The sequence below is a fragment of the Comamonas sp. 4034 genome, from assembly GCF_050434545.1.
GTDB classification, from domain to species: Bacteria; Pseudomonadota; Gammaproteobacteria; order Burkholderiales; family Burkholderiaceae_C; genus Comamonas; species Comamonas odontotermitis.
On record NZ_JBNDIT010000003.1, the window covers coordinates 251,305 to 271,851 of the forward strand.

The 20,547-nt window shown below is 61.0% G+C and carries 18 protein-coding genes; 9 read left to right on the plus strand and 9 right to left on the minus strand.

Translation table 11 applies throughout. The features are described from left to right. Positions 1 to 150 precede the first annotated feature (150 nt). The 9 genes from ABIE32_RS05375 to ABIE32_RS05415 all read right to left on the minus strand — a co-directional run bounded on the left by ABIE32_RS05375 (position 151) and on the right by ABIE32_RS05415 (position 11,253). Positions 151 to 1,371, minus strand: coding sequence for a DUF1513 domain-containing protein (locus tag ABIE32_RS05375; protein ID WP_429014556.1), 1,221 nt, complete (start codon positions 1,369 to 1,371; stop codon positions 151 to 153). Between the two features lie 67 nt (positions 1,372 to 1,438). After that, entirely contained in the window at positions 1,439 to 2,470 is a 1,032-nt protein-coding gene (locus tag ABIE32_RS05380) for an imelysin family protein (protein WP_429014558.1), read from the minus strand. 16 nt (positions 2,471 to 2,486) lie between these two features. Continuing rightward, positions 2,487 to 3,965 carry a di-heme oxidoredictase family protein gene (locus ABIE32_RS05385; protein WP_429014560.1) on the minus strand — a complete coding sequence of 493 codons (1,479 nt, stop codon included), beginning with the start codon at positions 3,963 to 3,965 and terminating at the stop codon, positions 2,487 to 2,489. A 79-nt stretch (positions 3,966 to 4,044) separates the two neighbouring features. After that, on the minus strand, positions 4,045 to 5,265 hold the full coding sequence (locus ABIE32_RS05390; RefSeq protein ID WP_429014562.1) for an imelysin family protein: 1,221 nt from the start codon (positions 5,263 to 5,265) through the stop codon (positions 4,045 to 4,047). Positions 5,266 to 5,363: 98 nt separating this feature from the next. Beyond that, positions 5,364 to 7,514 carry a TonB-dependent receptor gene (locus ABIE32_RS05395; protein WP_429014564.1) on the minus strand — a complete coding sequence of 717 codons (2,151 nt, stop codon included), beginning with the start codon at positions 7,512 to 7,514 and terminating at the stop codon, positions 5,364 to 5,366. An 83-nt stretch (positions 7,515 to 7,597) separates the two neighbouring features. After that, positions 7,598 to 9,100, minus strand: a complete 1,503-nt coding sequence (locus tag ABIE32_RS05400) for a PepSY-associated TM helix domain-containing protein (protein WP_429014566.1) — start codon at positions 9,098 to 9,100, stop codon at positions 7,598 to 7,600. Next, on the minus strand, positions 9,097 to 9,387 hold the full coding sequence (locus tag ABIE32_RS05405; protein WP_429014568.1) for a hypothetical protein: 291 nt from the start codon (positions 9,385 to 9,387) through the stop codon (positions 9,097 to 9,099). The genes ABIE32_RS05400 and ABIE32_RS05405 overlap by 4 nt, the downstream gene beginning before the upstream one ends. Beyond that, positions 9,384 to 9,644, minus strand: a complete 261-nt coding sequence (locus ABIE32_RS05410) for a hypothetical protein (RefSeq protein ID WP_224152172.1) — start codon at positions 9,642 to 9,644, stop codon at positions 9,384 to 9,386. Before ABIE32_RS05410 ends, ABIE32_RS05405 begins: the two co-directional genes overlap by 4 nt. Before the next feature lie 667 nt (positions 9,645 to 10,311). Continuing rightward, complete coding sequence (locus ABIE32_RS05415; protein WP_429014570.1) at positions 10,312 to 11,253, minus strand: LysR family transcriptional regulator; 942 nt, start codon at positions 11,251 to 11,253, stop codon at positions 10,312 to 10,314. A 122-nt stretch (positions 11,254 to 11,375) separates the two neighbouring features. Between ABIE32_RS05415 and ABIE32_RS05420 the strand changes: the two genes are divergently transcribed. The 9 genes from ABIE32_RS05420 (at position 11,376) to ABIE32_RS05460 (ending at position 20,486) form a co-directional block, all read left to right on the plus strand. Further along, positions 11,376 to 11,927 carry an alpha/beta hydrolase gene (locus tag ABIE32_RS05420; protein WP_429014572.1) on the plus strand — a complete coding sequence of 184 codons (552 nt, stop codon included), beginning with the start codon at positions 11,376 to 11,378 and terminating at the stop codon, positions 11,925 to 11,927. Next, positions 11,867 to 12,304: a hypothetical protein gene (locus ABIE32_RS05425; protein ID WP_429014574.1), complete on the plus strand. Its 438-nt coding sequence runs from the start codon at positions 11,867 to 11,869 to the stop codon at positions 12,302 to 12,304. Before ABIE32_RS05420 ends, ABIE32_RS05425 begins: the two co-directional genes overlap by 61 nt. 70 nt (positions 12,305 to 12,374) lie before the next feature. Then, the gene (locus ABIE32_RS05430) at positions 12,375 to 13,313 is read left to right on the plus strand and encodes an alpha/beta hydrolase (RefSeq protein WP_429014575.1); all 939 of its coding nucleotides are present in this window, start codon (positions 12,375 to 12,377) and stop codon (positions 13,311 to 13,313) included. A gap of 23 nt (positions 13,314 to 13,336) precedes the next feature. Then, on the plus strand, positions 13,337 to 13,705 hold the full coding sequence (locus tag ABIE32_RS05435) for an NAD(P)H-binding protein (RefSeq protein WP_429014576.1): 369 nt from the start codon (positions 13,337 to 13,339) through the stop codon (positions 13,703 to 13,705). Positions 13,706 to 14,385: 680 nt separating this feature from the next. Beyond that, positions 14,386 to 15,336, plus strand: a complete 951-nt coding sequence (locus ABIE32_RS05440; protein ID WP_429014577.1) for a midcut-by-XrtH protein — start codon at positions 14,386 to 14,388, stop codon at positions 15,334 to 15,336. 556 nt (positions 15,337 to 15,892) lie between these two features. Next, positions 15,893 to 18,127 carry a TonB-dependent siderophore receptor gene (locus ABIE32_RS05445; RefSeq protein WP_429014578.1) on the plus strand — a complete coding sequence of 745 codons (2,235 nt, stop codon included), beginning with the start codon at positions 15,893 to 15,895 and terminating at the stop codon, positions 18,125 to 18,127. 12 nt (positions 18,128 to 18,139) lie between these two features. Beyond that, the gene (locus tag ABIE32_RS05450) at positions 18,140 to 18,433 is read left to right on the plus strand and encodes a hypothetical protein (RefSeq protein ID WP_429014580.1); all 294 of its coding nucleotides are present in this window, start codon (positions 18,140 to 18,142) and stop codon (positions 18,431 to 18,433) included. Continuing rightward, positions 18,433 to 20,136: a PepSY-associated TM helix domain-containing protein gene (locus ABIE32_RS05455; RefSeq protein WP_429014582.1), complete on the plus strand. Its 1,704-nt coding sequence runs from the start codon at positions 18,433 to 18,435 to the stop codon at positions 20,134 to 20,136. The genes ABIE32_RS05450 and ABIE32_RS05455 overlap by 1 nt, the downstream gene beginning before the upstream one ends. Continuing rightward, the gene (locus tag ABIE32_RS05460) at positions 20,133 to 20,486 is read left to right on the plus strand and encodes a DUF3325 domain-containing protein (RefSeq protein WP_429014584.1); all 354 of its coding nucleotides are present in this window, start codon (positions 20,133 to 20,135) and stop codon (positions 20,484 to 20,486) included. The genes ABIE32_RS05455 and ABIE32_RS05460 overlap by 4 nt, the downstream gene beginning before the upstream one ends. Positions 20,487 to 20,547: the final 61 nt, after the last annotated feature.

A 20,547-nucleotide genomic window follows, 5' to 3' on the forward strand; every position in this document is an offset into this window, starting at 1 on the left:
TGCCTTGCATGACGCCGATGACCGGCAATCGGAACACCTCAGCAACGGAATTGGTTGATGGATGAATATTAATAATAATGATTATCATTATCAAGTATGGGGAATTTTTCAACCCTCACCAGACTTGCCTCCACTCGCGAATTCCGTTGCTCAGCGGGACAGTCCGGGCGATTGCAATGCTGACGCCAACATCCAGTGGTTGTCCAGCTGCAGGGATTCCAGCCTGTGCTGTTTTTGACCCCGAGAGGTCTGCTCCAGTACCGAGTGCTGGCCACCAATCCAAAGTGGCTCGCCCGTCGGGGAGGGGCCATGGCGGCCCGCATTGCTGACGCAGTAAGCGCCTGCCAGTGTGGTGGTATCCATCAGAGACCATGCCTGCTCGGCCGATCGGGGCATGCGCCAGCGTGTGACCAGATCGGCGCGGGGGCAGCTGACCACAAAGCCCTGGGCATGGGCGCTGATATCGCCGCCATAGCCCAGATGCCGGGCGCCAGGCAGGGCTGCTTCGCCCGCCGCACCGAACGCGACGGGACGCAGATCTTTGCCATCCCATACGGCAAGTACCGGCGCGGCCTGTCGCTGCACCGGATCATCGTGCTCGGCCTGCAGAGCGATGCCCAGCCATTGCTGGTCGGGGTTGGCGGCGACTGCAGGGCCCCAGCTCAGGTGGCGCAGGCTCAGTCGTGGGTCCTGCAGGCGCCAGAGCCCGGCAATCTCTCCACCAGTGTCGGGCAGCATGCGGACGATGGACGAATCCATACGGTCCAGCTTGAGTTTGCGGCGCCCGGTTTCTGTCTGGCTTGGAATGCCGCCGTTGGCAACAATGAGCTGACCCTGGCCATTGAGCAACAACTGATGCGGGTCCATGCCGCCGGTTCGCCATTCGGCCACTTTTTCCAGAGTCCGGCGGTCCCGCACACCAATCAGCCCCTGGCTGTCGGCAAAATCGGTTTCGGTCGTGTAGAGATGGCGACCGTCCCTGCTGGCTATGACATGGCCATTGAAGCAGCGGTCGGGCTCTATCCAATGCCACTGTTCAGGCTCGGTGCTGCCCGGCGGAGGTAGACGCACCAGCCAGTCACCCGGGCGGCGGCTGGCAAACACCAGACTGCTATCGCTCAGGCAGCACATGCCATGTGCCCGTGAAGGCACCCTCTGCTGGCTGACAACCTGGAGAGGTTGCGTGCCGGTCGCGGGTACCTGCAGCCTTCCGACGTAGTGCTCGTCTTCTGCTGTCCAGGCCGCTGCCAGATGCGCGGCTTGGGCGTGCGAAGCGGCCTTGGCCAGCACCGGGCTGGCGGGTAGGCACAGGCCCAGTGAAACGCTGCCCAGCCACTGGCGCCGATTCAGCAGGAAGTGCTCAGCCGACATGGTCAGTCTCCGTCCGCATCCGAAAAACCGATGTTGATCTCCAGCGCAGGAGCCACCTGGGTTTCCATCAGTTTCTTGAGTTTTTCAGCGACGCGGAGGCCTGGCTAACGTTGGCAGGCGAGAGATCGCGCAATCCCGTCATGGCCTGGTTGGCTTGACCGACGGTCTGTGCCCATTCATCGGCCAGCTCCTTGAGGCCGCGCCCTCGCAAATAGGCTTCGATGGGCACCAGATCGGTGCCTGGCTGCGGTATCTGCTGGCGGTCGAGCACCATGGCGAGTTGTCGCAGCCCTTGCCACTGTGCCTGCAGGGCGTTCAAGGTACTGGCTGCGTCGGCTCGGTGCCAGACAATGGGTTTCCTGCCTGCGCTTTTGACAGGTTTTTCCAGCCGCTGCCAGCGCAGGCGTTCCAGGCCACCCACCCATTGGTTGATGAACTCGGCCATGGTTTCGGTGGTGGCTTCGGCCTCCTCGCTCCAATGGGTCTTGCCCAGGCTCTGAAAACCGGCGGCAATGGCCTCGGCTTCCTGTGCAACGCCTTGCGCGGCAACCACTGCATATCGACACGACGCGGCATCGGGTTTGTTTGCCTGCTGTGCCAACAGATGCTCCAGCGCGCCAAACCCTTTGGCGGGCCCTCCGATGCGCTCCAGCGCCCGCGTGTCTGCTGGCGCACTCTGGACAGCCTTTTGCAGTGATGTGAGACGAAAGGGTTGAAAGTCGATATTGCGTGCAGAGCGGCGCTCGATCAGTGGCCCCAGCGAGACCGCCGAGACTGTCTCCCAGGCAAGGATGGTGGTGCGCAGCTGTTCTGCGGCGGCCATCAGTTGTGCTGCCTTGTCTTGCTGCGGCGCCGCGCAGTAGCGTTCGATGGCCGGTGCCAAGGCGAGCGCTGCGGCTTTGAACCTTTCTGACTGTGGCGCATACCAGCTCCCATACACGCCTTGGGCGGCATGGGCACTGGTGTAGAAGGGAATAGCGACGTTTGGCGCCATATCCTGCGCCTGGGCCGACGGAGTCGGCGCGATGGCAAGCAGCACGGGAGCAATGGCCGCAACGAGGCGCTTTACCGCAGGCACATGCATGGTGGGAGGGTTCATCGTGATCTCGGGTGACTCAAAGCGAATTGACAAATTTCACCAGCGCATCGCGGTCATCGGCGCCAAGCTGGCGTACCGACTCGCGGGCTGCTTCGGCCTCGCCGCCGTGCCACAGAATGGCTTCGAGCACACCGCGGGCGCGCCCATCGTGCAGGAGGCGCTGGTGGCCATTGACATCGGGGATCAATCCGATGCCCCATAGCGGCGGCGTGCGCCACTGGCGGCCATTGGCCATGAAGTCAGGACGCCCGTCGGCAAGCTCCGGGCCCATGTCGTGCAGCAGCAGATCGGTATAGGGCGTGATGGTCTGGCCCGACTGGCTGGGGCTACTCAAACGCGGGAAGGGCGGCTGGCCGGTGCGATAGCTTGGGCGGTGGCATTGAGCACACTGCATGGCGTGAAAGAGTTTCTCGCCGCGCAGCACCTGCGGTGCATCCGGGTTGCGCCGGGCAGGTGGCGCCAGCGTTGCCTGGTAGAAGATCACATCGTCCAGCGCCTTGTCGTCGATTTCCACGCCCTGATGGCTTTTGCCATGCGGGGCATCGAGGCAATCCTTTTGCTGCAGTGTGCATGCGGGCTGCGCAAAGCGTGAAGAGGTGATGCCAATGTCACCGACAAAGGCACTGGCCGTTTGGTGCGCCAGCGTGGCTACATTGGCCTTCCAGCCAAAGCGCCCGAGCATCATGCGCTCGCCGTAGGCGTCCCAGACCAGGTTGGCCTGGCCCTTGATGGGCCCTGGTGCTGCGGCCTGTGCGGCCGCATTGGCATGGATTTCAGACTCGGGAATGGCTTCGAGCAGGCCCAGGCCAATCACCTGCGGGGCGATACGGGGGCTCACCATGGTGGCCGGTGATAGCGGGCCGTAGCCCAGCTCCGTGATCTGGTAGAGGGGCTTTTCCAGCGAGTAGGGTGTCCCGTCGCCAAACTGGCCGGTAATGCTCTCGTAGTGGATACGCACCTGTCCTTCCGGTTTGACGCCCGTAATGCCAAAGGTGTTGAGCTGGTCGCCATAGACAGGTTCTGGCAAAGGGCCTCCGTGGGCATCCTGACCTGGAATCGACAGACGCAGCAGCAGCCCTGCAATGGGAGGGCGTTCACCCAGCGCATTGCGAAAATCGGGCGGCTGCGCGCGCCCATCCTGCACATGGCAGCCTCCGCAGGAGCGGGCCAGAAAATGCGGACCGAGCCCGTCGCGGGCCTTGGTCGAAGCAGGCGCCTCCACCCAGTTGCGCTTGAAGAACGAGTTGCCAATGACAAAGCGCGTGCGCTCGGCATCGGCCAGGTTCGACGCTGGCAGGGAGAAGGCGTTGCGACCGGAGGCATGCACGGTCGTGTCACCGCCCGGTTGCGCAGTCCGGGCAGGGGGCTCGAACAAAGGTGCCGCAGTTGGCGCTTGCTGGCCGTGTGCCAGATGCATGAGCCACAGCACGCCACAGGTGGAGGCGGCTGCGGTACCCAGAACAGACAGGAGACGGGGGCGAGACAATGATTGCATGGGGAAGCTCACGCCGGCACCGCTTCTGCTGGTGCCATCGCCGGGCTGAAGACGGCGCCTCTGGTTGGTATTGCTGGCATCAAGGCTGAACCAGATTCAATTGATGGATGCCGATGGCACTGGCCGCTTCAACCAGGTCCTTGCTCTGCTGGGTCAGGCTGTCGATCGTGACCTGGATTTTGCTGCGCGCTTCGGGGTTGCGTTCGCCCTGAATCGCCTGGTCAAAGGGAGCAGGAATCGCCTCTGCAGCCTTGACCGAAGCGCTGATCTGCTGGCCGGTCTTGGCGGCCAGTTCCGCATTGCGCGTGGTGACCAATTGTTGCAGGCTGGGGCCCTGAAGCAGGGTTCCATCCAGTCGTTTGTACTCCCCCAGCCACACGTTTTTGATGCCCAAAGCGTTGGTGACGGCGTCCCGGTGGGTATTGTCCGAAAAGCACGAGTGCTCGTCTTCCTGATCGCGACTGGCAAGCGCCACTTCGAGCCGCTCACCTGCGAGTTCGCTACGCGAGAGCGATCCAAGGCCTACCAAAATCTTGCGCAGCGACTCCTGCCCACCTTTTTCAAACCGGCTGCGGTAGTTGTTCTTGGAGCCCTTCTGCCACTGGCGGGCAACCGCCTGCAGGTCATCGATGAGCAGGCTGGTGATCGTCTGCAGGTACAGGCGGCGTCGTTCGGCGTTGGGTTTCTTGCCGGTGACGAAATCGGTGTAGGGGCGGTCGCCCGGACCGTCGGCGCTCAGGTCCTGGCCCCAGAGCATGAATTCGATGGCGTGCCAGCCCGTGGCGATATTCTCCTCGCCATCACGTTCGTTGAGCGCCGACAGGTTTTTCTTGGTGATCGCAATTTTGGGATTGTTGATGAGGCCCGCCTTGGCATTGCCTTCGACGTAGTCGACATAGGACTCATCCATGGGCCAGGCGTTGATGCGCCCTTCGGGACCATTGTCGTCGTCGATCGGTCCGCCATAGAAGCGAAAGGCTTCGGATTGACCGTAATATTCGCGCGCTCCAAGCCAGGCCTTGCGAGCTTCTTGCAAACCGGCCTCCGAGGGCTTGGCCAGGAACTGCGCAATCACCTTCTGCATGGCCTTGGCCGAGGTGATGCTGTCCTCATAGTTGGCAGACACCAGGGCTGCGTAGTGCTTCACCACATCCTCCGGTTTGACACTGGCGGCGGCAACGAGGACGTTGGCGTGCGCGGAGCCCTGTACGTCTGAAGAAACGGTCGAAGCTGCATGAACGGTGTTTCCCACAGTGATGACACTCAGGGAAAGAAGGCTTGCGGTAAGGAGCTTTTGCATGGCTGGAAAGAATGGTTTGGATGGCAGTTGCAGATCAGAAGGTGCGGGCCACGGAGCCCTGAGGGCACCGTGGTCTGGTCACCTTCAGTGCGTATTTTTTAGAACGACACGGTGGCCGACAGTTTGAAGGTGCGTGGCGCACCCGGCATGACAAAGCCATCGCCAAAGATGCCGATCCAGTACTTTTTGTCGGTCACGTTTTCCACGCTGGCATTGAATCGCACTGGCGTGTTGCCAAACTTGGTGGCGTAGCTGGTGTTCAGGTCAAAGCGATTCCACGATGGCACCCGCAGTTTGTTGCCCGAATCAGACCATTGCGATCCGGTGTAGATCATCCTTCCGCCGACCTTGAGGCCTTGTACCGGAGTTTGCCAATCCAGGCCGATGCGGGCACGCCACTCGGGGGTGCCGTAGGTGTCGCGGCCGGTATTGCGCTGCTCTGATTTGATATGGGTGATGCCACCCAGCAGTGCCAGCTCCTTGGTCAGGTTGCCGTAGGTGCTCCATTCCAGGCCTCTGAGGCGTTGCTCGCCGTCGCCGGTCAGCGTGGGTAGGGTACCGCCGTTATTGACGCTGATGAACGATGGGCGCTTGATCTCGTAGGCGCTGATGGTGTGGGTCAGCTCGCCGGTCTGCAGTTTTACGCCCAGCTCGACCTGTTTGGTGACCTTGGGAGCCAGGGCCTGGCCTTCATTGGCGTAGCCCAGACCCACGACCTGGCCCGGCTCCAGACCTTCCGTATAGTTGCCAAAGAGTGATACTTTGTCGCCCCAGGGTTGCAGTACGCCGGCAATCATGGGCGAGAAGCGGCTTTCGCTGTAGTTGGAGTAGGGCATCTTCACGGTCTGGTGGCGCCCGCCGATGGTCAGCAGCACGGTGTCTCCGGCAAATCCCATGGTGTCGGCAACGGCCAGCGAACGGAAGTTGTTCTTCGTGGCCACGCGCGCAGATCCGTAACCAGTCCACTCCGGAGCCGGTGGGAATACGGGCGTGACCGGGTCGTACATGTTGGTGGTGTAGCAGTAGTTGCAGGCGTTGTTGTTGGTGCCCTCGGTGATCCGCAGCACATTGGCGGAGAGTTGCAGCCTGTGCTTGATGCTGCCCGTATCGAACTTGCCGATCACTCCGGCCTCGGCGGTACGGCGCTGCGAGCGGGTGTCCACGTTGTAGATGGCACCGCGTGTGGTGCCGTCTACACCGGTGACAAAGGCGCGGGTGCCGAACATCAGACCCTGGCCCTCGGAGCTGGAGCCGCCTGCGGCCGCATAGCCTTGCCAGTTCTGATTGAAGTCGAACTCGGCGCGGGCCAGCACGCCGCTGTTGTCATACTTGCCATGGGTGCCCCGGAACATGTTGGTGTCGCCCTTGGGCGGATCCAGCAGGCGACCTACGCCGGGAATGGCCGATGTTCCCAGAAAATTGAACATGCCGGGGCTGCCGTTGTCGATCGTGTTGACGCTGTTGTACAGATCCAGCGAGAAGCGGGCATTGTCTCCCAGGTAGTCCAGCGCCAGTGCGCCGACTTGGCGCTTCTGGCTTTCGTCCTTGGCACCCATCTCGCCATCGCCATAGACGCCGTTGAAGCGCAGACCCAGGCGCTTTTCGTCGCCAAAGCGCTTGCCCACGTCGGCGTGCGCCTGGAAATAGGAGTGCGAGCCATAGGTGACCGTCAGGTCGGCAATGGGCTGCGCCAGCGCGCGCTTGGTCACCATGTTGACCGTACCGGCCACACTGGACGCTGGGGGCATGCCCGAGAGCAGAACATTGGGGCCGCGCAGCACTTCGATGCGCTCGAACATCTCGACGGGCACCGAGTTGGCCGGTGCAATGCCATACAGGCCATTGGTGGCGATGTCGATGGCTCCCATGTCCAGGCCACGCAGATTGAAGTTCTGCAGCATGTGGTTCTTGTTGGTGGTGAAGACGACGGCAGACTCGTTCTCCAGCACATCCTGCAAGGTCAGCGCCGACCAGTCCTCGGCCAACTCGCGCGTGTAGGCGTTGACATGCACGGGCGCTTCCATGATGGATGTGGCGCCCAGGATGCCCAGACGTGCACCCGACGCCGCCTTGTTGCCTGGCGCGCGATTGGGTAGATCTTCGCGCTCGTACTTGCTGCGCACCGTTACGGTAGGCAATGCAGCTTCATTCTGCGTGGAGGCGGTTTGAGCGAGCGTGTTGGTGCCGGCGGCGGTCAGGGCCAGCGCAATCGGGGTGAGTCGCAGTCGGCGTCGGATATTGGCGTTCATGGAAGGTGCTTTCTGTCAATAAATCGATTGAGATTTGAGAATGGGTTTCAATGAATTCGTACGCCTGAGTGACAACGCTGCCATCACCGCTGTCTCCAGGCCAGCCAGCCAAAGAACAGTGCCAGCACCATGCAGGTTGCACCCAGCAGCACGCCATCCGGGCCCGGGCTCAGCGCCACGGCTAGGGGTACCAATGCATTGCACAGCGCCGTGAACCACAGCAGGCTGCGTGCTGCACGCTCGGTTCCGCGCCAGATTGCCCAGGTGATGCAAGCAGCAAAGACCGCGTAGAACACGCTTTGGTGCAATACGTTCAGATCGGCCAGGCGGGGTGCAAACCAATGGGCGAGCACCAAGGTGGCTGGCAACGCAGCGGCACAACCCAGGCAGACGCCCTGTGTGAGGGCAGAGACAATGCGCACGTGACGCGGACGCTCCATGGCGCCTCCGTCTTGCGGTCGCCGTGCACGCTTGGTGCGCGTCTCGATCCACAGGAGGTTGCCGGTGTAGAAAAGCAGTGCGCCCGACAGACCCAGCAGCAGGTACAGCACACGCACCGTGTCGCCGCCATAGCTGCCAAAGTGCAGCGAAAACAGGCTGCTGAGCAGCGCGGTGGAGACGGCGCCGCTGGCTCCCGGCAGGTAGTTGCGGTCATAGATTTCGCCGTTGCCCAGATTCACGAAAGCGAGGCCGTAGCGCGAGGCGCGCTGAAAGTTGCGCTCGTCACTGCCGCCAACCACTGCCACCGTCCCTGTCGGCTGCATGACATAGTCCAGCGCAAGAGGCCGGAAATCCGGAACCTGTTGCTGCACGCGGTGCCTGATCTCGCTGGGCGGCAGCCAGTCGGTACGAACCACCTTGGGCGGCGCAATACTGTCGCGCGCCACGGTGGGGCGCAGGCCATCCTGGTAAATGAACTTGTCCTGCGCCAGATACACCATGTCGTGCAGGCCGAACACAGCCGCGCTCAGCGCGATCACCAGATGGAATGGCAGGCTGGCGACACCCAGCAGGTTGTGAACGTCCAGCCACATGCGTTTGAGGTTGGCGCCCAGACGCAGGTAGAACAGATCCTTGACCAGTGAGGGCAGCAGCACCACGACGCCTGACACCAGCGCCAGGGCATAGGCAAGGGAGACGAGACCAATCAACGGCTCGGCCACCTCAAGGGGAATGGGCAGGCCGCCCTTGCGGTGCAGGTAGTCCACGAAATTACCGCTGGTGTCGTCATCCCGCGGCATGCTGTCCATACGCAGGAGTTGACCATCCGTGCCGAGCTGCCACCAGACCGGGTCCTCACCGCGCACCATGTGCGCCAGCGCGGGTTGGGCATTGTCGGCGCCAGGCCAGCGCAAACGCACGCGCCCCTTGATGCCGGGGTTGGCATCCAGAAAGGCCTTGGCCAGTGCATCGCCGTCGTTGCTGATGGCGCTGGAGGCCGGTGCGGGAGGCTGCGTCCAGCGGGTGATTTCGGCTTCCAGCATCGAGAAAGCGCCTGCATAGAAGGCCACATACAGCACCAATCCGCAGAGAATTCCGACCCAGGTGTGAACAGCCAGGTAGTCCTTGACAGTCTGCGCCTTCATTGCAGCACCTTCCAGGCTGCAAAGGCTGCAGCATTGGCCAACAGGAGCGCCGTCGTGCATTGCCTGCGGCTCTGGGCCAGAAAGGCCACGCATGGTGCAACGGCCCACAGCAACACCGCCAACCACATGGCAATCTGGTCGCGTACGGGTACGAAAGCGGGCAGCAAGCCGCCATACATCAGCAGCCAACTGAGCCACAGCGCCAGTGGAAATCCCAGCAGGAAGCCTGTCAGCCCCTTGAACAGCAGATGGCGCGGGATGGGCGCAGCTTGGTCGGTGCGACTCATCGGGCGCCTTTCTTCGCCTGGCGACGTGTTGCTTGCCAGTAGCTCAGGCAGGGCAGGATCAGGATCATCACGGACAGCGCCAGCGCAATGGAGACGGCCAACCCCAGCCCGGAGGCATGCACCAGCCATACCGCCAGCATGGCCGCCAATGAACCCAGCAGAGTGCCCGGCCAGCCGCGTAGCGGGCCATCAACGCGATGCGTGGCACAAAGAAAAAGCCAGCCGCATACAGCAGCCAGCACAATACCAATCCACATGAATAGAATTAATAATGAGAATAATTATCAATTATATTATCAATGAAAAGATGAGGAACCCTTCCGGCCACGCGATGTTGCTTAAATCCATCTTTCGCAGAAGCGCGCCGCTGGCTTCCGGCTGTTTCAGGAGAGGCTGGCCCATTGCGCCCCGGTTGTATTCCGCATGCAGTCTGGCGGCCGCGGCAGATTCGGCCGGTGTGTATACGGTCTGGAGTCGAAGGTGACTGTAGAAACTACTCTGCGGCGCGGTGTCAGTCCTGGAATGTGGTTCCTGCGGAGACGTTCATGCGCGAGATGGGACTACATCGCGCCAAACGCATGTGGTTCACACTTGGAGTCAAGACAGAACGCAGGAGCCAAGCCATGATTCAGCCCCCAGACCCGATTCTCCCCGAGAACCCAGATCTCCCCAATCAGCCCACGCCGGTGCCTCATAAACCGAACGAGCAGAATCCGCACGTCCCGCCACCTCTGCATCCGTATCCGGGAAGCCCTGACCACCCTAGCCCGGGTCATGCCCCTGGTGAAAAGGAACCGCAGGCACCTCAGCCGCTCGGGGACAACTCCCATCGCTGACGCCAGAGGTCCCCTGTGGAATCCGTGCCAAATGTACGCGGATCGCCCGAGCCCGCGTTCAGACCACGGCAGGGGAGGGGGAGATTTTCTAAGGATGTTCTACAGAACGCTGTGCCAACCGCTCCCGCTGCTCTGCCAGGAAATCCATCAGCACCCGGATCTTGGCGGGCATCTGCGCGCGCGAGGGCACGTACAGATAGAAGCCAGGAAATGGTAGACACCAGGCACTGAGAACCCGTATCAGTGAGCCATCCGCCAGGTGCCTGCGCACGCACAGGTCGATGTGCTGCACCAGCCCCACGCCCTGCAGTGCAGCCTGCAGCATGCTGTCGTCGTCATTGAATACGGCATTGCCCTGCGGCTCGAAAACCACGGTGCGCCTTTCTTCATTGGGAGAAGTAAACGACCAGCGGTCGATGGTGCCACTAGAGGTAAAGCGGTAGGCCAGGCAGTTGTGTTTCACCAGGTCTGCGGGTGTCTCGGGCGCGGCGTGCCGCTGAAAGTAAGCCGGAGAGCCCACGATGGCCATTTCAAGTGGGGGAGTGATGGGCACTGCCACCATGTGTTCATCCAGGCTCTCGCCCAGGCGAATGCCTGCATCCAGCCCTTCTGCCACGATGTTGGAAAACCCATCGTCCATCGCCAATTCGAGCCGCAGTTTTGGGTAGCGCGCCAGGAACGTACCCATATGCGGCTCGATCAGCAATCGCGCCGCGACGCGCGAGGTGTTCATGCGGATAAGGCCCGAGGGCTCGGCCTGTGTCTCGCCCAATTCGGACACCGCCCGCTCGACGGCAGTCAGTGCAGGCGCAAGAACATCTAGCAGCCGCTGTCCTTCCTCGGTCAGCGACATGTCCCGCGTTGTGCGGTTGAGCAGTCGTACGTTCAACTGCCGCTCCAGGGCCTTGAGTTGCTGAGACAGCGCCCCGCGCGTCACCTCCATCTCTGCAGCAGCCTTGGTGAAACTGCGATGGCGGGCGATGTGCGCAAACCAGGTCAGGGAGAACACAAGAGAAGGTTCAATGGGCATTTGTTTAGTTTAACTAATCACTCATATCTTTGAAAGCCTATTTATCAAATCCAATTGCATCCCTACCATTCAATCTAATGCTTCATCTTTCTGCACATTTGTGTTTGCCACCGGAGAATTTCATGCCAGTCTCAGCTTCCAAGGTCACGTTCAAGAATCTCAATGGCCAAGGTGTCATGATGGCCGCAGTCATCCACTTTCCCACTGGTTTCGATGAGGCCTTGAAGTACCCTGCAGTCGTCGTTTCGCACCCGGGCGGTGGGGTAAAGGAGCAGACCGCTGGTCTATATGCTCGCAAGCTGGCCGAGAGCGGCAGCTTCATCACCATCGCTTACGATGCCTCGTACCAAGGCGAGAGCACCGGCCTGCCGCGCCAGTTGGAGAACCCCTCCATCCGCACCGAAGACGTCAGTGCCGTTATCGACTACCTGACCACCTTGCCTTATGTGGATGCAGAGCGCATCGGTGCCATGGGAATCTGCGCCGGCGCCGGCTACAGCGCCAATGCCGCCATCAACGATCGCCGCATCAAGGCGCTGGGCACGGTCAGTGCCGTGAACATCGGCCAGATGTTCCGCAACGGCTGGGAAAACACCATCAAGGAGCCGACGCCGTGGGCTACATCGACTTCGGCTCCCAGGCGCGCACGGCCGACGCCAGCAAGGCTGAGCTAGCCACCTTGCCATTGGCTCCGATGCGTGAGGAAGACGCACCCAACGCCGAGCTGCGCGAGGCCTGGGAGTACTACCACACATCGCGCTGCGAACACCCCAACGCTCCTGGCTTCATGACTGCGCGCAGCCTGACGCAAATCATCACCTACGACGCTTACAGCAAGGCCGAGGCCTTCCTGACCCAGCCATTGCTGACGATCGCCGGCAGCGTGGCCGGTAGCAAGTGGATGAGCGACGACTTGCTGGCTCGCGCGGCCAGCCAGGACAAGCAGATGTATATCGTCGAAGGGGCAAACCATATGTCGTTGTATGACGTGCCCGGGTACGTGGACGAGGCTGTGTCCCAACTGGCTCCGTTTTTCCAGGCTAGGCTGTAAAGCCATTGAAGCCGTGTTGCCAGCGCAGTAGAGATCGGTGCTGGCGCCCTCAACCTTCATGAGTTGCACTATGAACAACAGTTTCACCATCCAGACCGTCCGTTACCCCAATCTGGGCTGGGACATCGCCGCTGACCTCTATCTGCCGGCAGGCTTCGACCAAACCAAGAAGTACCCGGCCATCGTCAGCACCCACCCGATTGGCAGTTGTAAGGAGCAGACGGCCGGAAATATCTACGCCAAGGGCCTGGCAGAAGCGGGTTTCGTGGTTCTTGTGCACGATGCGAGTTTTCAGGGAGCCAGCGGCGGGATGCCTCGCTTCATCGAAGACCCTTCTATTCGCGTCTCCGACATCCGCTTCGCGGTGGACTACCTGCAGTCGCAGCCCTTTGTGGATGCCGACCGTATCGGCGCCATTGGCGTATGCGGCGGTGGTGCCTACACCGTGCATGCGGCCATTACCGACCATCGCATCAAGGCCTTGGTCTCCATCACCGGCGTGAACTACGGCCGCCTGATCCGCGAAGGCTTTGCCCAGTTCAAGCCCCGTGAACTTGCCGTTGGCATCGCGCAGATGCGCATGGCCCAGGCCCAGGGCGGTCCGCGCGATGCAGCCAATCTGCTTCCCGAATCGGTTGAGGCCGCTCGAGAGGCGGGCATTACCGACATTGATGTGCTGGAAGCTACCGAGTATTACAAGACTGCGCGCGGCCAGCAGCCGAACGGCGCCACCAGCCAGTTAATGTCGTTCAGCGGCGCTGCCATGGGCTGGGACGCATTCCTGTACGCGGAGGTACTGCTGACCCAGCCGCTGATGGTGGTGATCGGTGACAAGCCCGGCGGCTTTGGCGCCTATCGCGACGGCTGGGAGATCTACAGCCGTGCCGCTTCGGCCAACAAGCGCATCATCGTCGCCGAGGGCTGGTCGCACTATGACCTGTACGACAAGCCCGAGCCAGTCGCGATTGCCATGGCGCAGATGGTTCCGTTCTTCCAGGACAATCTGTAAATCGCCACGGTCACGAAAAAGTATTGATACTTGGCGCCAGTGGCCAGATTGCCCAGTGGGTTGTCAGGCTGCTGGTCAGCGACCGGAACCTGGGCCAGGCCTTGCTGCTGCGTGATCCTGGGAGGCCTGCTGGCAGCGAACCCACCAATGCCAAGGCCGTGATCGGCAACGTGCTGGACGGAAAGCTGTTCAGGCAGGCCATGGTCGGCCAGGATCTCGTCTATGCCAATCTGGCCGGTGAAGACCTGGACAAGCAGGCGCATGCCGTGATTGCCGCCATGCCGGCGGCAGGCGTCCAGCGTCTGGTCTCCGTGCTTTCGCTCGGCATCTACGGCGAGGTACCCGGCAGGTTTGGCCAAGGTAGCCGATCCACCATCGCAGAGGGCCTCTGACCAGACTGCTGCGCGGCCAGTCTGTTCGAGGCCTCAGGCCTCGCATGCACCATTGTGCGCCCGGCTTGGTTGATTGGATGCGGACGAGGTCGACTATGAGTTGACCAGCAGGAATGGGCCGTTCAAGGGTACTGTGGTCTCGCGCCGCAGCGTAGGCCCACTGATCTCCGAGATCATCGCCAGGCCCGGGGCGCATGTGGGGGTGGTGGTTGTGGAGTCTGGGTGCGGGATGCGCCGCCCAAATATCCAACGCATTCGCCATCTTCCGGGTTTCTGGAATGAACGCTATCAACAGAGGTCATTGGGGGATACCACTGGTGTCGAGTCCTGCCCTTGATGTGCCGCGAACCTTCCCATTGTCGGCCAGCATGGATTTCAGAGAGAAGAACCTGCCACAGGGCAGTGACGGCAATTGCCGTCGTTGAATGGGTACACCTTTTCAGAAGTGTTGCACAAATCCGGCCCGCAACTGGTTGGAATCACACATGCCGAAAGAGTCTCATCCTAGGGGGCAGCCAGCTCCGGGGAGGGTAGGTGAGTTTTACCGATACTTTCAGCGAATGCTTAAATATTTGATAAATATAGATAATCTATTAAATTTTGTTAATTAATATATTAATAATATGAAAATATATATATTCGAGTTTTTATAACATTTTTAAAAATGAGGAGATGCGGTGATGCGTTCTACATCGAATCCAATGCCAGTAGCCAAGCCGTGGAGGCTCCTTGGGGTATTTGCTTTTGCCGTAGCCAATACCTTGCCCGCTTGGGCTCAATCGGTTCCCAACGCCTGTCAGATTTCTGTGGGCTACGCCCCGGTCGTAGTGCCGCCGTCTGCTGCTGTTTCGCCTGTACCAGGGCTGTCGATGCTCGGTGTGGGTTTGCTGGCTGCTGTGTTCGGACCGGTTGCCTGGAAATATCGTGGTCGGATCAGTGCAGGCAAAGTGCTGTCCGTACTTCTGGCTGTGGGCGCGATGACGGCATTTGTGCATAGCGAAAACTCCCTCATCGCCGCTGTTCGGGCTGCAGCGCTCTATGAGCTTGGCGATGCCAATGGTGGAACCATGGCGGACTCCCAAATTTCCTTTGCGTCACCTTCGCCACTTGTCACTCTCAGCAATACAAGTGGGAAGCGCATGCGTATTACCAGCAATGGAAACACGTCTGAGACAGGCACCTGTGTCGTGGGTTCCGAGTTGGCACCTGGTGCCTCGTGCACAACACAAGCGGTGTGCCCAGTCGTTATCCCTATCGAGGTCGCAAGTGAGCCGACATCGGGATGTGACACGAATGCCCAGATTGACAGCTTTTCATGGGCGGCAACTGACGGCACCTCCAGTGGTTCCGTGACTGATTTTGCCCCGCTGCTGGCTACGCCCCCTGCTACCAATCCTGCGGTGTCAGGTATGGTGACCGACTTCACCTACACGCGTTCGGCGACGCAGCCTGAATATGATGCCAACAGTGTTCTGACCAATGCCTTGGCTCTTGGGTCTGGCGTTGTCACCATTACTGCGACCGCGCCACAAGGCTATGGGTTTGGAAGCACCCTTTCGCCAACACAGACATGGACGATTCCGTATTTCTGCCAGTCCAGCGGTGGCGGCGGGAGCGGAGGGAATAACTAGATTGCGGGTGTTGCAGTCAATCCAAGATCCGACCCATCGGAGATGGTAGGGCATTTGCGCCAATGCAGGGTTGGGTCTCTGGATCGCTCAGGCTGCAGGGCAGATGCTTGCCATCTGATCGGAAATCGGGGCATCAAGTCGAAAGCGCCTGTTCGCCCTTTGCCGAGGCTGGCTTCAGATGAGGTGGGGCATCGCAGCCAGCCCAATGGTGGGTTTCAGTTCAGATGTGGAGCGCAAATCTGAACTTACTACACCAGTACCCGTTTTCAATGTGCGCTGTGTTGGAGCCCGATCCATTGAGCAGCAGCAACGGCTTGAAGCGATTGCTCACGGCTATCTTCTGGCAAGCTGGCTTTTAAAATAAGTGGGGAAAATCAAAAACCAGTAGCAATCCCTGGGAGTTTTCTTTACAATCCGCCGTGATTTTTGAATGAGATGTATTCTCGTTAAAAATTGCTGCCAGCCCCCATACGGTTTCCGTTCCAGCCACAGCGCCATGCCTCTTGGTCGACCACATCAGGTCGCCAAAAGCCCTCTGTTTGTTTCTGAGTTGCTCATGCTGGAACGCTTGTACCACCCCGCAGGCGGGGTTTTGCCTTTTCGTTTTCGCAGCACCGCTATCGCCGTCGCTGTTATTTGTCTCGTGCCACAAGCCGGATTCGCGCAGCGAACTGCTGGCGAAGCGGAGGAGGCCACGCTGTCGGTGGTGAAAGTCCAGGACCAGGCAGTGCCCACGGTATACGGTGAGGGCACTGATTCGTACATGGCCAAAGGGGTGGAAGTGGGCAAGGCAGCGCAGTCGCTGCGCGAGATTCCCCAGTCGGTGACCGTGGTAACACGCCAGCGCATGGACGATCAGGCCATGCGTACGCTGGATGATGTGATGAACTACACCACTGGCGTGACCCGCGAGGAGAGCTGGCTGGACACCAGCTATCTATCGCGCGGCATGGCGATCACAAACATCCGTTTTGATGGGGGGGCTGCTGCATCGACGCGGGCAGGCACCCGAAGCCTGGATATGGCGCAGTTCGATAGCGTGAGCTTGTTGCGCGGCGCCGATGGCCTGTTTGGCGCGGGCGATGCAGGCGGCGTGCTCAATTTCACCTACAAGCGGCCGCTGGCCCAGCGCCAGACGCAGGTGATGCTCTCGGGCGGCACCATGAACAATTACAGGGCCGAGCTGGATACCAGTGGTGCCCTGAATCAGTCGGGTAGCCTGCGCGGGCGGCTTGTAGCGGTGAACCATGACAGGCGCGAGATGGCAGATCCCTCGCGTGTCAAACGGCAGATGCTATATGGGGCGCTGGAGTTGGACATAACGCCGCAGACGATTTTCACCCTGGGTGGCAGCTATCAGAAGGATCGCAATACCGGCTTCAATGCGAGCTTGCCGCGCTATGCAGATGGATCGGACATTGGTCTGCCGCGCGATACCAACTTTGGCGCACCCTGGAACTGGATGAACCGGGAAAACAAGACTTTGTTTGCCAAGCTGGAGCACCAGTTGAACGACAACTGGTTGATCAAGGGCCAGTTGCGCCATACCCAGTTTAACGAAGGTGTGAACGCTGCGGAGATAGAGAGCGCGCCGGAGCCGGGCTCCCTGTTGGGGGCGGATTGGTGGATTCATCAGGCCAAGTCGCGCGAGCGCGAGACAAGTTTCGATCTGAACCTGCAGGGCGCCTTCGATGCCTGGGGCAAAAAGCACGATGTGATCCTGGGGATCGACCAGCAACGCACCAGCAACCATTCGCGCAGTCTGTGGCCGCGCATTGGCCCTGCTGATGTATTCGATCGTGTGCCGCCAGTCGATCCCGGCTACCCGCTGGGGGACTGGACGAGCGGCTCGCGGCAGCAGACCCAGAAATCGGGCCTGTATGGCTCGGTGCGCTTGCGCCCCGTTGATCGCTGGGCGGTGGTGCTGGGTGGGCGCTACGTGCTGCAGGATCGCAACAATCAATACGATATGGATGGCCTGCAAACGGCCAGGAGCCGCGAATCACACGTGGTGGTGCCTTACGCAGGCCTGGTGCATGAGCTGACGAAAACCACCAACGTGTATTTCAGCACGGCCGAGATCTACCAGTCGCAGGCTGGCAAGTTCTCTGCGCCATTGCCGGGTGCGCCACTCGACCCGGTGCGCGGCCGCACCTATGAGTTGGGCATCAAGAGCGAAGTGAAGCCCGGCATGATTGCGAGTGCGGCGTTGTTCCATACGGAAAAGAAGGGGGAGGCGGTCTATGACCCTGCCTATCCGCAGACCGATTGGCGCGGCGGCTGCTGCTATTTCCGCGACGGCTACAAACTCAGCAAGGGGATTGATCTGGAGCTGACGGGGCGCATCACACCGCAATTGCAGTTGGCCGTGGGCTATACCTACAACAGCAACGAAGACCGGCGCAAGGACGATGCGCAGTTCAGCACCACCACTCCGCGTCACCTGTTCAAGGCCTGGGCGGACTACCGTCTGGACGGGGAGCTTGCCGGCTGGAGTGTGGGCGGCGGCGTGGTGGCGCAAAGCTCCAACTACCGCTCGGGAACGCTCAATGCCTATAACCCGGTGAGTGGCCGCTACGACGGGCCCTCGCGCGCGTACAAATTCAGCGCACCGGGCTATGCCGTGTGGTCGGCGCGGGTGGGTTATGCCATCAACAAGGATTGGAGCGTTGCGCTGAATGTGGGAAACCTGTTTGACAAGACCTACTACAGCACGGTCGGCTATGCGGGCTACGGCAATTTTTATGGTGAGAAACGCACGGCCACCGTGTCGCTCAAGGGCAAGTTCTGAGAGGGCTGGGCAATGGTGTCATCTGCTGACTCGTCATCAGGTTGGAGTCTGGTCTCGCGCATCGCAGCAGCCGTATGCGGGGGGTATGCACTGGTCAGCGCCTGGGTGGTGCTGTGCGGTGCGATGAGTGCCGAGCGCACGCAGACCATTCTGGGCGGTATGCAAACGAGCTGGCCGTGGTACGTGGCGGTCGTGGTATGGGCTTTTTCGCCGGTACCGCCGCGCCGCATTTGGGGTGTGCTGTTGGGCTTGCTGGCCTTCATGCTGGGCACTGCTGCATTGCTGGTGCACTGGGGAGGCCGCTGATGGTGCAGTCCAGACAATCCTTTGGGGCAGGGCAAGGCGGTTTTCGTCAGGCCCAGTCCTGGCTTCACACCTGGTGCGGACTGTGGTTTTCCTGGCTGCTGTTTGCGGTGTTTCTCACTGGTACGCTGGCGGTGTTCGAGGAGTCGATCAGCCATTGGATGACGCCTGAGCATCACGCAGACGAGGCCAAGGCCGCAGATGCGCAAGCCAGTGTGCCCGCGGTTTCGCTGAGCCAGCGCCTGCAGTGGGGTCTGGCCTATATGGAAAGGCACCATCCGGGTGCAACGATGTGGGAGCTATGGCCGGCCGATCCCCAAGGCGGAGGCGATTTGCGCGTCTACTGGTTTGATGCCAAGGGCCAGTACGCGGCGGCCCAGCTCGATCCCCTGACGGGCGAGGAGCTGAAGGCGCAGCCTGGTGCCCGGCAGAGGCAAACCTTGGGCGGGCACCATTTCGTCACCTTTCACTATGAACTGCACGCCGGCCAGATCGGTTTGTGGATCGTGGGAGCCGCTGCGCTGGCGATGCTGGTGGCGCTGGTGAGCGGGGTGATCACGCACCGTCGCATTTTCAAGGATTTCTTCACATTCCGTCCGCACAAAGGACAGCGCAGCTGGCTCGACGCACACAATGCCGTAGCCGTGCTGACCCTCCCTTTTCAGCTGGTGATTGCCTATACCGGGCTGGCATTGTCGAGCTTGACATTTCTGCCTGCCGGTATGGTGACGTACTTTGGTGCGGACGAGGCGGCGCGCAAGGATTTTGTCACCAGGCTCAATGAGCCGGGCAAACCACAGCGTTCGGGCCAGCCGATGGCGGTGCCAAACCTGGAGCCCTTGGTGTTGCGTGGTCAGAAGTTGATGGGGCAGCCCGTGCGCGCCGTGGTGGTGGACTACCCGGGTGACGCCGCAGCGCGCGTGGGAGTCTATGGCTGGAATGATCCGCAAGAGCTGCGCAGACGCCTGAGCCCGACCACTGGCATGGTCATGTTCTCGGCTGCCAGCTCGGAGGTGTTGCAGCTGCGCCAACCGGGCGGGGTCGAAGGGGGCTCGCCTGCGCTGACACAGTCGGTGATTGGCAGCTTGCACATGGTCAACTCGGGCGGTCTGCTGCTCAAGTGGCTGTACTTTGTTTGCGGCATGGCAGGCAGCGCCATGATGGCGACGGGTGCCATCCTGTTCGTGGTCAAGCGCCGAGGAAAGCACCTGACGGAGTTTGGTGGTGCCTCTGCCAAGGTATACCGTTTGATCGAAGGACTGAACGTGGCCGCCATCGCCGGTCTGGGCATTGCCTGCATCGGCTATCTGTGGGCGAACCGCCTGGTGCCACTGGGGCTGACGCATCGCGACGACTGGGAGCTGGCGGTGTTCTTTGTCATGTGGTTGCTGGCGTTGGTGCACGCCTGGCTGCGTCCTCCCGCCCTGGCGTGGCGCCAGCAGATGGCGCTGTTGGCGGCGCTGTGCCTGTTGCTGCCGGTGCTCAATGTACTGACCACCGGCGACCAGCTGTTGGCATATGTGCAAGAGGGCGATTGGGAGAGTGCTGGTGTCGAGTTGACCGTGGTGGCCTTTGGGCTGGCGGCGGCTGCTGCGTGGCACCGGATGCGGCGTGCACCAGCCATCACCGTGCGCAACCGGCGAAACGTGACGCTGCCAGCGGCCACTGTGACGGTGGCCGCTGCCGAGCAGAAAGGGCTGTCATGAACGTCTGGCAAGCTGGTTTGCTGGCCACCGCCTGGGCGCTTGGGGGCATGACTGCCTTGGCTTTGGCCATGGACCGCCACTACACCCAATGGAAGGCAGCGGACGAAGTGCCCGTGGCAACACGCCGCTGGCTGAGGCTGTGTGGGGCGGTATTGCTGGCGGCCGTCTGGTGGCCAGCCGTTACGGGTTGGAGCGTAACGATGAGCAGCATTTTCGTGCTGGGCTTCTGGAGCCTGGGCGCGCTGTTGACCGTTGCCGGCCTGGCGCTGTCTCCACGCTGGCTTGCAAGACTGGCAACGGCAGCTGCCTCGCTTGGCGGCGGCGCCAGTCTGTGGCTGTTGGCGCGCTAGCGCCCGAAATCGCTTGAGGCGCCTGCTGACTGGTGGCCAGAGGCAGGCGCAGTCAGGCACC